This window comes from Bacillus sp. 105MF, from assembly GCF_000374885.1.
GTDB classification, from domain to species: domain Bacteria; phylum Bacillota; class Bacilli; order Bacillales; family Bacillaceae_G; genus Bacillus_A; species Bacillus_A pseudomycoides.
In genome coordinates, this window is the sequence record NZ_KB895568.1 from 104,436 (window position 1) to 118,792 (window position 14,357).

The 14,357-nt window shown below is 36.7% G+C and carries 17 protein-coding genes; 9 read left to right on the forward strand and 8 right to left on the reverse strand.

Annotated elements, in window-relative coordinates:
* Positions 1 to 9: 9 nt before the first annotated feature.
* Genes C564_RS0107350 through C564_RS0107365 form a run of 4 tightly spaced genes read left to right on the forward strand, consistent with a single transcriptional unit; the run spans position 10 to position 3,418 of the window.
* Positions 10 to 822: an SGNH/GDSL hydrolase family protein gene (locus C564_RS0107350; RefSeq protein ID WP_003202379.1), complete on the forward strand. Its 813-nt coding sequence runs from the start codon at positions 10 to 12 to the stop codon at positions 820 to 822.
* Positions 819 to 1,736, forward strand: a complete 918-nt coding sequence (locus C564_RS0107355) for an ABC transporter ATP-binding protein (RefSeq protein WP_018764879.1) — start codon at positions 819 to 821, stop codon at positions 1,734 to 1,736. Before C564_RS0107350 ends, C564_RS0107355 begins: the two co-directional genes overlap by 4 nt.
* Positions 1,729 to 2,721: an ABC transporter permease gene (locus C564_RS0107360; RefSeq protein WP_018764880.1), complete on the forward strand. Its 993-nt coding sequence runs from the start codon at positions 1,729 to 1,731 to the stop codon at positions 2,719 to 2,721. Before C564_RS0107355 ends, C564_RS0107360 begins: the two co-directional genes overlap by 8 nt.
* Before the next feature lie 19 nt (positions 2,722 to 2,740).
* A complete protein-coding gene (locus tag C564_RS0107365; protein ID WP_018764881.1) occupies positions 2,741 to 3,418 on the forward strand; it encodes a uracil-DNA glycosylase in 678 nt (225 codons plus the stop codon).
* A gap of 41 nt (positions 3,419 to 3,459) precedes the next feature.
* On the opposite strand, the gene C564_RS0107370 is transcribed toward C564_RS0107365, so the two are convergent.
* From C564_RS0107370 to C564_RS0107380, 3 genes are all read right to left on the reverse strand, one after another.
* Positions 3,460 to 3,753, reverse strand: coding sequence for a DUF3817 domain-containing protein (locus tag C564_RS0107370; protein ID WP_003202389.1), 294 nt, complete (start codon positions 3,751 to 3,753; stop codon positions 3,460 to 3,462).
* Between the two features lie 378 nt (positions 3,754 to 4,131).
* Positions 4,132 to 4,953: a Cof-type HAD-IIB family hydrolase gene (locus C564_RS0107375; RefSeq protein ID WP_003209257.1), complete on the reverse strand. Its 822-nt coding sequence runs from the start codon at positions 4,951 to 4,953 to the stop codon at positions 4,132 to 4,134.
* Positions 4,954 to 5,372: 419 nt separating this feature from the next.
* Positions 5,373 to 6,656: a purine/pyrimidine permease gene (locus tag C564_RS0107380; protein ID WP_018764882.1), complete on the reverse strand. Its 1,284-nt coding sequence runs from the start codon at positions 6,654 to 6,656 to the stop codon at positions 5,373 to 5,375.
* Between the two features lie 94 nt (positions 6,657 to 6,750).
* Between C564_RS0107380 and C564_RS0107385 the strand changes: the two genes are divergently transcribed.
* The 3 genes from C564_RS0107385 (at position 6,751) to C564_RS0107395 (ending at position 8,470) form a co-directional block, all read left to right on the forward strand.
* Entirely contained in the window at positions 6,751 to 7,743 is a 993-nt protein-coding gene (locus tag C564_RS0107385) for a potassium channel family protein (RefSeq protein ID WP_018764883.1), read from the forward strand.
* 6 nt (positions 7,744 to 7,749) lie between these two features.
* Positions 7,750 to 8,037: a YwdI family protein gene (locus C564_RS0107390; protein WP_018764884.1), complete on the forward strand. Its 288-nt coding sequence runs from the start codon at positions 7,750 to 7,752 to the stop codon at positions 8,035 to 8,037.
* A gap of 64 nt (positions 8,038 to 8,101) precedes the next feature.
* Positions 8,102 to 8,470 carry a DUF423 domain-containing protein gene (locus C564_RS0107395; RefSeq protein ID WP_003202398.1) on the forward strand — a complete coding sequence of 123 codons (369 nt, stop codon included), beginning with the start codon at positions 8,102 to 8,104 and terminating at the stop codon, positions 8,468 to 8,470.
* A gap of 35 nt (positions 8,471 to 8,505) precedes the next feature.
* Here C564_RS0107395 and gerQ read toward each other — a convergent pair whose 3' ends face one another.
* The 4 genes from gerQ to hemQ all read right to left on the reverse strand — a co-directional run bounded on the left by gerQ (position 8,506) and on the right by hemQ (position 11,801).
* Positions 8,506 to 8,943, reverse strand: coding sequence for a spore coat protein GerQ (gene gerQ, locus C564_RS0107400; protein ID WP_003202400.1), 438 nt, complete (start codon positions 8,941 to 8,943; stop codon positions 8,506 to 8,508).
* 26 nt (positions 8,944 to 8,969) lie between these two features.
* Positions 8,970 to 9,392, reverse strand: coding sequence for a cell wall hydrolase (locus C564_RS0107405; protein WP_003202402.1), 423 nt, complete (start codon positions 9,390 to 9,392; stop codon positions 8,970 to 8,972).
* 191 nt (positions 9,393 to 9,583) lie between these two features.
* Positions 9,584 to 10,864: a serine hydrolase gene (locus tag C564_RS0107410; RefSeq protein WP_026008492.1), complete on the reverse strand. Its 1,281-nt coding sequence runs from the start codon at positions 10,862 to 10,864 to the stop codon at positions 9,584 to 9,586.
* Positions 10,865 to 11,057: 193 nt separating this feature from the next.
* Positions 11,058 to 11,801 (reverse strand): hydrogen peroxide-dependent heme synthase, encoded by a 744-nt coding sequence (gene hemQ, locus C564_RS0107415; protein ID WP_018764886.1) that lies wholly within the window; start codon positions 11,799 to 11,801, stop codon positions 11,058 to 11,060.
* Between the two features lie 380 nt (positions 11,802 to 12,181).
* On the opposite strand from hemQ, the gene pta reads away from it, so the two are divergent.
* Positions 12,182 to 13,153 carry a phosphate acetyltransferase gene (gene pta / locus C564_RS0107420; protein WP_018764887.1) on the forward strand — a complete coding sequence of 324 codons (972 nt, stop codon included), beginning with the start codon at positions 12,182 to 12,184 and terminating at the stop codon, positions 13,151 to 13,153.
* A 32-nt stretch (positions 13,154 to 13,185) separates the two neighbouring features.
* Here pta and C564_RS0107425 read toward each other — a convergent pair whose 3' ends face one another.
* The gene (locus C564_RS0107425; protein ID WP_018764888.1) at positions 13,186 to 14,031 is read right to left on the reverse strand and encodes a lipoate--protein ligase family protein; all 846 of its coding nucleotides are present in this window, start codon (positions 14,029 to 14,031) and stop codon (positions 13,186 to 13,188) included.
* Between the two features lie 65 nt (positions 14,032 to 14,096).
* Between C564_RS0107425 and C564_RS38400 the strand changes: the two genes are divergently transcribed.
* Positions 14,097 to 14,246 (forward strand): lipoprotein BA_5634 family protein, encoded by a 150-nt coding sequence (locus C564_RS38400; RefSeq protein ID WP_371410354.1) that lies wholly within the window; start codon positions 14,097 to 14,099, stop codon positions 14,244 to 14,246.
* Positions 14,247 to 14,357: the final 111 nt, after the last annotated feature.

Below are 14,357 nucleotides of genomic sequence, written 5' to 3' on the forward strand. Positions count from 1 at the left end.
GGTTTTGACATGAGATCCAAATTAGTAAAAGGAATTTTACTCATTACAATTGCATCTTTTTGTTTATTTGCATATGGTTTTATTTCGGGGATTAATGATGTATTAAATCCGAAAGCTTCAAATTTAACTATGAAGACAGCACAAAAACAAGTAAAGGGGAAACAGCACCCTGGAACATTACAAGTTGTCAGTTTAGGCGATTCTTTAACGCGTGGCGTTGGAGATAAAGAAGGAATTGGCTATGTGGGACGAGTGAAAGAAAGTTTGCAGAAGGATTACAAACAAAAGGTAGCATTAACGAATTTAGCTGTTAGTGGTGCGAAAATGCCGGATTTGTTGAAACAAATAGCAAGTAGTGGTGCACAGTACTCAATTAAGCAAGCGGATCTTATCATTTTAACAATTGGAGGAAATGACTTATTTCCAGGATGGGAATCACTTGGAAAGATAGATCTAGAAACATATCGCCCTAATACAGAAACATTTCAAAATCAGGCAAAACAAATTTTAACAGAAATTCGAAAGCTAAATCCAGATAGCCCGATTTTCTGGCTCGGTTTATACAATCCTTTTGAGGATGTTGAAGATTTAAAAGGTTCTTCATCCATTGTTGTAGATTGGAATGCATCTTTAGAGAAGTTAGCAATAGATAATAAAAATGTATATATAACGCCAACGTTTGATCTGTTTCAAAACCGAGGGAAAGAATTATTATACTCAGATCATTTTCATCCGAATGAAATTGGCTACTCATATATGGCGGATCGCTTATTACAAGGCGTTGTAAGTAAGCTGAAGCTAAATGAAGGAGGGGCGAAATGACGACGGTACTTTCAGTACGAAATGTGAAAAAGGTCATTGGGAAAAAGACGCTTGTTGAAAACATTTCATTTGATGTGAACCAAGGAGAAGTGTTTGGATTTTTAGGACCAAATGGAGCAGGGAAAACAACAACGATTCGGATGCTAGTTGGTCTTATTAAAGCGACTGAAGGTACGATTTCTATTGGTGGTTATAATATTAAAGAGAACTTTCGAGAAGCGATGCGGCAAATTGGTAGCATCGTGGAAAATCCAGAGCTCTATACATATTTAACAGGGTGGGAAAATTTAAAGCAATTTGCACGTATGCTTGGCGGTATATCAGATGAACGTATTTTAGAAATTGCGAAAATGGTTCATTTAGACGAGCGTATTCACGATAAAGTGAAAACGTATTCTCTGGGTATGAAACAACGCCTTGGAATCGCGCAGGCTCTTCTTGGAAATCCGAAACTCCTTATACTAGATGAACCAACAAATGGCCTAGATCCAGCTGGTATAAGAGAGATGAGGGAGTTTATACATAAGCTTGTGAAAGAAGAAAACATGAGTGTCTTTATTTCGAGCCACTTACTAAGTGAAGTACAAATGATATGTGATCGTGTCGCTATTATTCATAAGGGAAAAATGATTACAGTTGCACCTATTGAAGAGTTGATTAAAACTGCGAGCGATCGTGTTGAATGGATTGTTACACCGATTTCCCGAGCATTAGAACTTTTAAAAACTTCAAAAGAAGTTAGGGAAATTAGCATAGATGATGAACGTTTATTGTGCCGAATGGATATTACTACAATTAGTGCTTGGAATAAACGCTTTGTAGAAAACGGAATAGATGTACATAGCGTGAAGGAGCTTGTATTTACACTAGAAGATTTATTTATTGAACTCACAGGGAGTGAGAAACATGCGTGAATTTGCGAATCTTGTTTTAAATGAATCAGAAAAAATCTATCGAAAGAAACGTATTGTTGTCGTCATGCTCATATTGGCAATCTTAATTCCTTTGTTTGTTTATGCACAGTATCGTGAAGTGCAGACAACGCAAAAACGCCTTGGTACGAGCGATTGGAAGGTAGCACTTCAGCAGCAAATTGTTGATTCGCAAAATCGTTTAAATAATTCTAGGTTGCCAGAAGAATGGCGGGATTGGCTGAAAGTACGAGTGGAGCAGCAACAATATTATTTAGATCATGATATTAATCCAACAGCACCAGGAGCACCAACGTTTGTACGAGCATTCATTGAACAAGGAATTACATTGTTTATTCCGCTACTTGTAATGATTGTTGCAATTGACATTGTATCGGGAGAACGAAGTGATGGAACGATGAAAATGCTTCTAACGCGGCCGATTCGACGCTTTAAAATTCTTCTCAGTAAATATGTGACGATGTTGTTATTTATCTCACTTATATTGCTCTTGGTGGGGATTTTCTCCTATGTATTATCGGGCGTTGTTTTCGGATATGCCGGGTGGAATTTACCGGTACTGACGGGTTTTGGAATTGATAAAGAAATATTGAATACAAATTTTGTCCACCTCATTCCGCAGTGGCAATATATTTTAATGGCATATGGATTAGCTTGGTTTGTTGCGATTGTTGTGGGAACCATATCCTTTATGGTTTCTGTGTTAATTCGTAATACACCAGCTGGTATGGGAGTCATGCTAGCGGCGTTAATTGCAGGTGGTATCTTAAGTTCCTTCGCAACGTCTTGGGAAGGGGCAAAATATATTTTTAGCGTAAATTTATCGCTCACAGATTATTTATCAGGGAAGTTACCGGCATTGCAAGGTCTATCGATGAGCTTTTCATTGATGAATTTAACAGCTTGGGCTGTAGTTTCTCTTATCATTTCATTTGTCGTATTTACGAAGCAAGACATGGTCAATTAAATGAATAGGAAGTGAAGAGATGGAACATATTTTAAAGAATGATTGGGAGCCGTTACTTGCACCAGAATTCGAGAAACCATATTATCAAAAACTAAGACAGTTTTTAAAAGAAGAATATAGTACCCATGTCATATATCCGAAAGCCAATGATATTTTTAATGCACTACATTATACAAGTTATAAGGATACAAAGGTTGTTATTTTAGGACAAGATCCATATCATGGACCAGATCAAGCGCATGGGTTAAGTTTTTCTGTGCAACCTGGCGTGAAAACACCACCATCACTGCAAAATATGTACAAAGAATTGCATGCAGATCTTGGTTGTGAAATTCCGAATAACGGTTATTTAGTGAAATGGGCAGAGCAAGGCGTATTATTACTTAATGCGGTGTTAACTGTGAGACAAGGAGAAGCAAATTCTCATAAGGGAAAAGGATGGGAGCATTTCACAGATCATGTTATTGAACTGTTAAATGAACGTGAAAAACCTTTAATTTTCATATTGTGGGGGCGCCATGCACAAGCAAAGAAAAAACTGATTACAAACTCGAATCATCATATTATTGAATCTGTACATCCAAGTCCTTTATCAGCAAGACGAGGTTTCTTTGGCAGCAAGCCGTTTTCAAAAGTAAATGACCTCTTATCTAGTATGGATGAGAAAAAAATTGATTGGCAAATTCCAAATCTATAAAAAAGGTAGCTAACAGTCATTCTGTTAGCTACCTTTTTTAATCACTGCGGTTCATTTTTTAATTTTGCATCTAGTACAAATGTACCAAATGGGATAACGGAAGCAATCAACGCACCTAAAGCCCATAAGATAGACTTACGATGTACGATTGTTACTTGAATCACGGCAAAGATGAATAATATAAATAGAACGCCATGAGCCATACCTGTAATTTTAACTGCTGTTGCAAACCCCGCAAAGTATTTTAACGGCATCGCTACAAATAATAGTAGTAGAAAGGAAATCCCTTCGACTAATCCAATTGCTCTTAATCTTCCGATTGGTGTAGATAACATAAAAGTGCCTCCTTAAACATGCGCTTGTATATAGTAAATTTGTATTCTTATTCCAAATAAAATAGTATGTTTTGTTTCATTATATACAAAAACAAAGTTTACACTACGAGAATGTTGTAAAGTTCAAAATATCTTCACAAAGCTACGTACATTTAAATAAAAACCCATTTGAAGTATTTGACTTCAAATGGGTTTTGTGAATGCATCTATATAAGTACAAAAAACCTTTCCTTTTAGATGGGAGAGAGCATCCGTCCATGCATAGAAGCGGTTAGGTCCTTTTTTAGCCCCATGCCCCAAGTTAAAAAAAGGGGGAAAATGAGTGCAGGTCACCTTTTGTTTTCAAAGCAGTAACTTGTATGTTGAAAAATTTATATATTAAACAAGAACTTCGGTTTTTAGCACAAATTTCTCTACAACTTTAGCAACGCCATCATTCATATTCGTGTCTGTTACGTAGTTTGCAATTTCTTTAATGTCATCTGGAGCATTGCCCATCGCAACACCAAGGCCAGCGAACTCGATCATTGTTTGATCGTTGTAGCTATCGCCCATTGCGATTACTTCCTCACGCTTAATACCAAGTTTTTGAATCAATTGATTTAAGCTTGTTCCTTTTGTTACACCAGCTTCTGTGAACTCTAAGAAGTATGGTTTTGAACGCATTACACTTAGTTTGCCTTCTAGCTGTTTTTGAAGTTTTTTCTCTACTTCTACAAGGCGTTCAGCTTCTTTATTCATTAATACTTTTACAACAGGTTCTTGTACAGCAGTGATAAAGCTGTCTACTTCAATAATTGACATGCCTGTAAGAGTTCCTTCAATTTCTGTATATGGATTATTTTCTTCCGTTATAATATCATCGCCCATATACGTATGAATCCAAACATCTTCTTCTTTACTAATTTCATATAGATTGTGAACGATTTCAGGAGATAGTGTACTGCTGAATAATTCTTCATCCGTTTTACAATTAATAATTTTTGCACCATTAAACGATAAGATGAAGCTTCCATATTCTTCTAGACGAAGCTCCTTTGCAATATGACGCATACCAAATGTTGGGCGGCCAGAAGCAAGCACAACTTTTACACCTTGTTCTTGAGCAGTCATTAAGGCCTGTTTTGTACGTTCTGAAATCGTATGGTCATCACGTAGTAAAGTATCATCTAAATCTAAAACAATCATTTTATAAGACATATAGAAAGTTCCTTTCTTTGTTGAAAGTTGATATTGTTAGAAATTCGTTCTAGCAAAACGATGAGGATTAAATAGTAAGACATCGAACCTCTTTAAAGGTACATAAATTGAAAAAAAGATAGAAACCCTTCCTTTTTAGATGGAAGAGAGCATCCGCCCATGCATAGAAGCGGTCAGATCCTTTTCCTGCCACCACGCCAGGTTAAAACAAAGGGAGAAAATGAGTGCAGGTCATCTTTTGTTTTTAAAGCAGTAATGTATATGTGAAAAATCAAAAACCTGATTGGTGATGGAAGTTTCATTTTATATAGTGAGCCTGATTACTGTATTGTTAGTATATATTATCATGGGCATATTGCCCATGATAATTCTATCGTAACAACTCTGAAAGTAGAGTGCAATAATGGAAGTTTTCCAATTTACGATGGTTGTTTTTCCTTTGAACGGGAAAATAAAACTTCAAGCAAAATAGCCATGACAGAACCAAGTACAAGGCCATTGCTTAAAAATGATGCTAAAAATGGTGGCAGGGTCGAAAATGCCTGCGGCGGGACAAACATAACCCCGATTCCTGTGAAAAGAGACAGACCAGCGACGCGGAATAAACGCTCTTTATTTTCTACGGTGTCATATTCACGGAAGGCAAGACCAATCATACTTGCAAATACAGGATAAATAGCAGCATATCCAACGGCGACAGGAATAGCGGCGAAGAATGATGTAATCTTTGGAAATATACTAATTACAATAATAAAACTTGACCCTAATAGGAAAGGAAGGCGTTTATAAATATTTGTTGTTGCAATAAATCCAGCTGAACCTGAAATAGCTACTGGTCCAATTGCTGAGAAAAGACCACCTAAAAGCTGATTTATGCCCGTTATAATTCCGGCATGTTTGAATCGATTTTGAACTGCACCTTCTTCATATTTAGAAACAACCTTTTGCACAACACGGATGCTTGCCAACATGTTCGTTAAGAGCAACAGTGTGACAAAGACAACGGTAATTGCCATGTTCCATTCGATACGAGGCAATCCAAACACGAATAGAGACGGTAGACGGATGATATCTGTTACCGGTGTAACCGGATTAGATAATCCGAAGCATGCAAATAGGATCCATCCAAAGACAATGCTGAACAGAACAGAGTATTGTCCAATAATAGGTAGCTTCATAATAAAAAAAGATAGTAAAATAACAATGAGTGAAAGAATAAAGACGTTTGCTTGTACTTCAGTATGTTGTCCATCAAGGCCGAACATTCCTTTTAGAAAAGAACCGCTGAGCTGGGCAACGAGAAGGAATAAATATGTTCCAATTACTGTTGGTGTAAAATAACGGACAAGTTTATCAATAAGTCCAAAAATACTAAGGATAATACAGATGATGCCGCTTAACAGAAATGCGTATTGTAAGACGCGGAGTGTTTCATTATTTGATCCAAATAATACGACACCTAAACTCGCGTATAGTGAGAAGATTCCCCACCAAAGACCAGCTGGCCCTTCTTGAATCGGTAGCCTATGACCAAATATAGCTTGCAGAAGGCCAGCAAAGCCAAGAACAAATAACGTTCGTTGTACAAATGCAATTGCTTCAGCACTTTCAAGGCCATAACTAGCAGCAACACTAATTGGTACAATGAGGCTACCGGCCAAAATAAATAATGCCCATTGCAAGGCAGAAAGAAATGTTTTCATTATATCAACCTCTTTCGTAGATTCCGCTTCTAGTATATACGTATTTCATTTCCTCTGGCAAAGATTGTAGTAGAGAAAAGAGTTGAAGAATGAGATGAATGCACGCAGGCAATTATGGATTGCAGTTATATGTATGTGTTTTGTTGTAGTTCTTGGAACAATCGGATTTATGATGATAGAAGAGATTAGTTTGTTTCAAGCCTTTTGGATGACAATGATTACAGTATTAACGGTTGGGTATGGAGATGCAGTTCCATTAACACAAGCTGGGAAGATTTTTGCGCTTCTTATTATTCCTGTTGGTGTAGGAATTGTTACATATGCAATCGGGGTAGTAGCAGCAATGATTATTGAGGGGAATTTATTTCATGCAGTGCGGAGGAAGAAAATGGACAAACAAATAGCGCAAATACAAGATCATATTATTGTATGTGGTTGTGGTAGAGTAGGACTTCAAGTTGTACACGAATTACAGGAAAAGAATATTCCATTTGTTGTTGTTGATAAAGAAGAAGCAGTACTAGAGAAAGAGAAGCTTTTATATGTACATGGTGACGCCACGGAAGATCAGGTGTTACGTAAGGCGGGGATTACAAGGGCTGCTGGCTTAGTAGCAATTGTTGCGAATGATGCTGAAAATGTATTTATTACATTAACAGCGCGAGGATTAAATAGTACAATTAAAATTGTGGCTAGAGCTGAAAAGCCAGAAACGGAAGGGAAATTACGCCGTGCTGGTGCCAATAAAGTTATTAATCCATCCAGTATGGCTGGAATTCATATTGCAAAAGGAATCGCAAATCCGTTAACGGTTCATTATATTGATACGGTACTTTATGGAACAGATCAGGCTTTTGCAATAGAGGAAGTTCAAATTGGCGAAAGGTCTTTTTTAATTGGAAAAACATTGATAGAAAGCAATGTGAGAAATCAATTTGATGTTACAATTTTAGCGATTTTACGAGATAGAAATATTATTCATAATCCAACAGGGCAGGAAAAATTACAAGAACATGATATGATAATAGTATTTGGTCCAGTAGAGAAGCTGGGGCAATTTGAGAAAGAACTACAAAGTACGAGGTGATTAGGAATGCAAATATCGAGCGATAAAATTTTAAATAAAATGGCAAATGAAGTTGCGAAAGCAAAAAATAGTGAAGGACGAAAGGCAAAAGAACATCTTTTAGTGGTTCGTGCTTTATGTGATTTATTATTAGATGAACAGGTTGAAACTTCTGCATATGTAGAGCCAAGGCTACAATCACAAGTTATAACACCACATCCGACGATGACGGTTCAACCGATTGCGGCGGTTTCTGGAGAACCTGTCTATATAAAAGAAGATGGTGCAAATGGTAATTCGTTATTTGATTTCTAAAAGCTAAATTGGTTGGCTAATATGTAAAAATTTCTTATTATAAAGATAAAAAAGGGGAATTCCAATGAAAATTTTCTTCTTATTGGGCTGTATTACAGCCGGGTTATCTGTCGCGTTAGGTGCTTTTGGTGCACACGGTTTAGAAAATAAGGTTTCTGCAAAAATGTTAGAAGTTTGGAAAACAGGTGTTACATATCAAATGTTTCATGCTGGAGGATTATTTGTTGTTGCGTTATTAATGGATAAGATTCAATCTTCTCTTGTAAGCACAGCAGGCTGGTTTATGGTAGCGGGAATTATTATGTTCTCTGGAAGTCTATATGCATTAAGTACGACGGGGATTAAGTTTTTCGGACCGATTACACCACTTGGTGGTGTAGCGTTTATTGTAGGCTGGATTTTACTAGGAACTGCAGTTGTAAAAGGATTATAAAGACAAAAACAAAAGCTGGCAAATGCCAGCTTTTTTTATGGTCTTGGAGCATAGGTTGCTGGTTGGCTAGGTAAATACGTGATTTCTCCAGGGAATTCTACATAATCTAAGTAAATCATAAGTAGTAAGAATCTTTTTCCGGATTTTGGTTCGCTGATGACGATGTGATCGCGTCCAGCTGCTTCAATAATTCCTGTATAGGATTGTGTGCCAAGTGAACTACCGCGCTCATATGTCATAACAATAGTTGCTGGTTTTCCTTTGTTTAAGCGAAGGATGTTTTCAATATATGATTGCTCTAGTGGGAGCATACCTTGAGATACTGCAAGTTGTGCTTGAGCAGTTTGTTGCTGCATAGCTTGCTGTTGCATAGCTTGTTGCTGCTGCGGCGTCATTTGTTGTTGTGGTTGCATATATCCCCCTGAAGGTTGATAAAAACCTGTTCCATAGTATGGATTTTGTTGCTGTGCCATTACAAGTCCCTCCTCGTTTTCATTCCTCAATATACTGCTGGACAATCCCCGGCGGATGGTTGAAAGAAGCAGTGTTTTTTAAAACGGCCTGAATTTTGTTGATTATACCAAGTTGGTGGACAAGCACCTTCGGGCCTAAAAAACCATAAGGCAAAATTGGCAGGCCAAAAACGTTGCCCTTCAATTGTACGCCTTGCAAGGGCAATGTCCTGTTCACGGGCTCGTTGATAAAAGTATCCTTTCTGCGTTGCTTCAAAACCACCTGGATTTTGATAAACCATTTGGCGTAAATTCCGTATTTGTTTAAAATCTAAGCAATTTCCTCGAACGCGATTTACACCGACATTTCCAACCATCAACATGCCTTGTTGACCTTCACCTTCAGCTTCTGCACGCATCAGTCTAGCTAATAATTTTACGTCTTCTTCTGTATAGTTGATAACGCCCATTATGTTTCACCTCTCTTTATGGATTGCACTAGAGAAAGAGGTTTATTTCTAGATGAATTGTGGAACAATTACTAGTTCATACGTATGAGGAAAAGGACTCAGATATGACAACCAAACAAAGTTTTAGCATGATATGAGTATTGAATGCACTTGAACATAATAAAAAAGCTAGCAATATGCCAGCTCTTTTATTATCCAAATATTTTTGACCATATATTTGAGAAGAAATCACCGATTGATCGCATTGTTAATACGAACCAATTTGCCTTTTCTACTTCTTCTGTTGTTTTTGCAGCGATTTTCATCTTCTTACTTCCATCTAAGAAACCGTATTGATCAGTTGATTCTAAAACGAGTGAGCCTACTTTTGCATCTTTTTTGATTGGTGCAACTACTTTTCCATCTTGGGAAAGTGATTTATCTGCCTCAGTAGAAATTGTATAAGGTGGTTTACTTCCTTTTTTTGTGATTACCGTTATCTCTTTTTCTGGTTTCACAGTTACAGTATCTTCTGTTCCTTTTACAACAGAAATTGTATTATTTTTATCTATTTTTAATTTCTGTTTTTCAAAGTTATTAAATCCGTAATCAATTAATTCACGTGATTCTGTGAAGCGCTCATCCATTGATTTTGTTTTAATAATAACGGAGATAAGACGTAAGTCACCGCGTTTTGCAGAAATTGTAAATCCATACCCAGCTGTATCTGAACTTCCCGTTTTTAAACCATCTGTTCCTTCATAAGCAAAAGCAGCACCTGGTAACATCCAGTTCCAGTTTTCCATGCGAATTGGTTTTGGATGGTTATCTGGAAAGTTTCTAAATCTTTGTTTTGTATCCTCTAATATTTCTGGATACTTTGTAATAATTGTTTTTGATAGAATACCCATATCGCGAGCTGATAAAGAGTTTTCACCATTCGGATCTGTTCCTTCCGGATGTTTTCCTTTTAAATCAGCATTATTTAATCCGGTAGCATTTACAAATTTATATTTTTTTAACCCTAGTTTTTTTGCGTGTTCATTTGCAAGGTTTAAGAAGTTTTTTTCACTTCCCGCAAGAAGTTCAGCAAGCGCAATGCTGGATCCATTTGCAGAGAAGATAATAATAGAATGATATAATTCTTTAACTGTATATTGTCGTCCTTTTTCGAAAGGAACGTTAGAGAATTCATTATTACGGGAAATTTCATAAGCGTAATCAGAGATGTTTACTTTTGTATCCCATGTTATTTTTCCTTCTTTAATTGCTTCCAAAACGGAGTAAACAACAATAAGTTTTGACATGCTGGCAATAGCTAGTAATTCATCTGGATTTTGCTCATGCAGTATTTTTCCTGTATCTGCATCAAACAGAATGGCCGCCGCCGCTTCTATATGTATTTTTTCTTCTGCATGGGAAGTTGTTACTCCTAAGGAATAAAATGACAATAGAAACGCTAGTAAAATAGATAAAATTTTCCTCATATACATTATCACCTTCGCATCGTTATTAGCATATAGCTCGTACCATTTTAGCATAATTTTGAATATAAGAAAGTTATAATTTAACAGGGAATTTGACGATTTCTTGTCTAATATTGTTTGAATTTGACGAAAAAAGAGGATTTTGAAGAGTTTTGATAGGATATTAAGAAAAAGGAACGAATTTCGTTCCTTTTTTGTACTATACGTATAAAAATTTTGCTACTTTTTCGCGTGGTAAGATGTTACCAACAAAGAATGTTCCGAATTCACCATAGCGAGCACTTACTTCATCAAAGCGCATTTCATATACAAGCTTTTTAAATTGAAGGATGTCGTCAGCGAATAGCGTTACACCCCACTCGTAATCGTCAAAGCCGACAGAACCTGTAATAACTTGACGTACCTTACCTGCATATTGACGACCAATTTTACCATGGCTGTACATAAGTTTTTTGCGTTCTTCCATTGGAAGCATGTACCAGTTATCATCACCTTGACGACGCTTGTCCATTGGATAGAAACAAATATGATTTGCTTCTGGTAATTCAGGGTATAAGCGTGCTAGGATTTGAGGGTTTTGGTATGGATCTTCATCAGCTGGAAGGTAGTTACTTAACTCAACAACAGATACGTAAGAGTATGCAGGAACCATATATTCAGCTAATGTTGTTTTATTTAATTCTGTTTCAATTTCATTTAATTCTTCCATTGTTGGACGTAAAATCATAAACATAATATCCGCCTTTTGACCAACGACTGTATACATTGCATGACTACCTTGTTTTGAGGATGCGACCTTGTTCCATTTTTCGATGACGTTTAAAAATTCAAACATTGCTTGTCCGCGTTCGTCACTAGATAATGTTTTCCAAGCTGACCAGTCGATAGAACGTAAATCATGTAAACAATACCAACCATCTAACGTTTTTGCTGCTTCACTCATTCTATTCACCTCAGTTAATGATATTTTACACGTTAACTATAGCATATATAGGTTTAAAGTTACCTGTGTAAAGCTTAGGTGCATAAAATTGTCACATTTTAAAAATGCTAGGAAGAGAATATGTATAAATCCATTTTGTTTTCACTTGGCATGGGGTGGAAAAATTTCCTGATTGCTTCTATGCATAGCCGGATGCTCTCTCCCATCTAAAAAGAAAGGTTTTTCATCAATGTTTTATAACAAATTAACCATGCTGAATTTTATGAAAATATAATCATTTTTATTTTATCTATTTTTTAGGAGCTATAAGTTTAAAATATAGATGAAAAGAAGTATTCTTAAAAGTAGAGTTTTTTTAACATTTGTAGGAGGGTTTATTCGTGAGCGATTTATTTACAGCAGTAAAAGAAAAAGTTCAAGGAAAAGGTATTTCTATCGTACTTCCTGAAGGAACTGATGAAAGAATTTTAGGCGCTGCAGAGCGTTTAGCAAAAGAAGGGTTAGTAAAGCCAATCTTAGTTGGGAATAAAGAAGAAATTAGCGCAAAAGCTGCTAGCATGAACTTAACATTAGCAGGTGTTGATATTTATGACCCAGCTACATATGAAGAAATGGATGCAATGGTAGCATCTTTCGTTGAACGCCGTAAAGGGAAAGCGACAGAAGAAGATGCACGTAAAATCCTTAAAGACGAAAACTACTTCGGTACAATGCTTATATACATGGGTAAAGCACACGGTTTAGTAAGTGGTGCAGCTCATTCTACAGCTGACACAGTTCGTCCAGCACTTCAAATCATTAAAACAAAACCAGGTGTTACAAAAACTTCAGGCGTATTCATCATGGTACGTGAAGATGAGAAGTATGTATTCGCTGATTGTGCAATCAATATTGCACCAAACAGCCAAGATTTAGCTGAAATTGGTATTGAAAGTGCGAAAACTGCTGAGTTATTCGGCATCGATCCACGTGTTGCAATGTTAAGCTTCTCTACAAAAGGTTCTGCGAAATCTCCAGAAACAGAAAAAGTTGTAGAAGCAACTCGCATTGCGAAAGAAATGGCTCCTGAATTAACATTAGACGGTGAGTTCCAATTTGACGCTGCATTCGTACCATCTGTAGCTGAGAAAAAAGCACCAGGTTCTGTTATTAAAGGTGATGCTAACGTATTTGTATTCCCAAGCTTAGAAGCTGGTAATATCGGTTACAAAATTGCACAACGCCTAGGTAATTTTGAAGCAGTGGGACCAATCTTACAAGGCTTAAACATGCCAGTAAACGATTTATCTCGCGGTTGTAACGAAGAAGAAGTGTACAAGCTAGCTTTAATTACAGCAGCTCAAGCACTATAATTAAAAAGCCCCGCTATATAGCGGGGCTTTTATTACTTTTCGAGATCAAGTGCTTTATTATTGCGATCGATGATACGTTGTAAATTCATTTCGTACAAAGGAACTTCATCAACTGTTAATTGTGATGGTGTTAATTTGGGTGCGAAATGCTGTAATGTTTTTAACAGGCGCATCATTAAGTCTTGAACGGTAATCGTTTCACCAAGTAGTTCAGACAATGAGGCCATTGTACTTGGAACAATTTCAGGATACGTGAATCTTGTTTCTTTTCCTTGAATTGCTAAGTTGTAGAAATCACGAACAAGTGCCGCGCGTTCGGAGCCACTGCCTGTAGCACATAAATAAATTTGTACGGCAATCCCTCCGCGAATGCGGCGCTGTGAAATACCTGCGAATTTTTGATCGCGAATACTTAAATCATAGCTACCTGGACAATAAGAGCCAACGATTTCTTTTGCCTCGATATCGACATCGTAATCTTTTAACATTTCCTTAATTAAATGCCACATCGTATCGTATCCAAGATCGATATCAATTCCTTTTTCTGTTTCTTGGAATAGAAGTGATATATTTAAAACCCCTTCATCAAGTACGACTGCAAGACCACCTGAATTGCGGACAATGACATGGAAGTCGTTCTTTTTTAAAAAGGAAATCCCCTCATTTAAATGAGGAAGGCGAGAATCTTGAATGCCAAGAACAATTGTATTGTGATGAACCCAAGAGCGCATTGCTGAAGCAGATGTACCATTTCCGATTGTTGTACATAGCGTATCATCCATTGCAAATGACTGTAGAGCATGAAAAGTCTGGCCTAAACTAGACTGATCTACGATACGCCACTCTGGTTGAGATAAAATCGAACGGGAATTGCTCATATAACTAACCCCTTATCTATAAAATGACAATCTTTATTATAGCAAACATGGAGCAAAATGATGTAGTGGTTGACGGAAAGAAAATGAAATATGAAGGTAATGTAATTATTGGCGATGCACGTAAATATGCAGATATGTACACAATCGTAAGCGATGTATCATATCAAACAATTAGTCAGTCAGTCAGTAAAAACAATTGGGGTAGTAGCATGTAAAGGAAATCCGAAAAAAAGAGATTTCCCAGATATAAAGAGAGAGTCTAAAATATATAAATTCATTTTGATTTTTCAACATATAAGTCGCTGCCTCGAAGAATAAAAGGTGAC

Coding starts and splice junctions, on each gene's coding strand:
- C564_RS0107350 (WP_003202379.1), top strand. CDS start 10: ATGAGATCCAAATTAGTAAAAGGAATTTTACTCATTACAATTGCATCT.
- C564_RS0107355 (WP_018764879.1), top strand. CDS start 819: ATGACGACGGTACTTTCAGTACGAAATGTGAAAAAGGTCATTGGGAAA.
- C564_RS0107360 (WP_018764880.1), top strand. CDS start 1,729: ATGCGTGAATTTGCGAATCTTGTTTTAAATGAATCAGAAAAAATCTAT.
- C564_RS0107365 (WP_018764881.1), top strand. CDS start 2,741: ATGGAACATATTTTAAAGAATGATTGGGAGCCGTTACTTGCACCAGAA.
- C564_RS0107370 (WP_003202389.1), bottom strand. CDS start 3,753: ATGTTATCTACACCAATCGGAAGATTAAGAGCAATTGGATTAGTCGAA.
- C564_RS0107375 (WP_003209257.1), bottom strand. CDS start 4,953: ATGTCTTATAAAATGATTGTTTTAGATTTAGATGATACTTTACTACGT.
- C564_RS0107380 (WP_018764882.1), bottom strand. CDS start 6,656: ATGAAAACATTTCTTTCTGCCTTGCAATGGGCATTATTTATTTTGGCC.
- C564_RS0107385 (WP_018764883.1), top strand. CDS start 6,751: ATGAATGCACGCAGGCAATTATGGATTGCAGTTATATGTATGTGTTTT.
- C564_RS0107390 (WP_018764884.1), top strand. CDS start 7,750: ATGCAAATATCGAGCGATAAAATTTTAAATAAAATGGCAAATGAAGTT.
- C564_RS0107395 (WP_003202398.1), top strand. CDS start 8,102: ATGAAAATTTTCTTCTTATTGGGCTGTATTACAGCCGGGTTATCTGTC.
- gerQ (WP_003202400.1), bottom strand. CDS start 8,943: ATGGCACAGCAACAAAATCCATACTATGGAACAGGTTTTTATCAACCT.
- C564_RS0107405 (WP_003202402.1), bottom strand. CDS start 9,392: ATGGGCGTTATCAACTATACAGAAGAAGACGTAAAATTATTAGCTAGA.
- C564_RS0107410 (WP_026008492.1), bottom strand. CDS start 10,864: ATGTATATGAGGAAAATTTTATCTATTTTACTAGCGTTTCTATTGTCA.
- hemQ (WP_018764886.1), bottom strand. CDS start 11,801: ATGAGTGAAGCAGCAAAAACGTTAGATGGTTGGTATTGTTTACATGAT.
- C564_RS0107425 (WP_018764888.1), bottom strand. CDS start 14,031: ATGAGCAATTCCCGTTCGATTTTATCTCAACCAGAGTGGCGTATCGTA.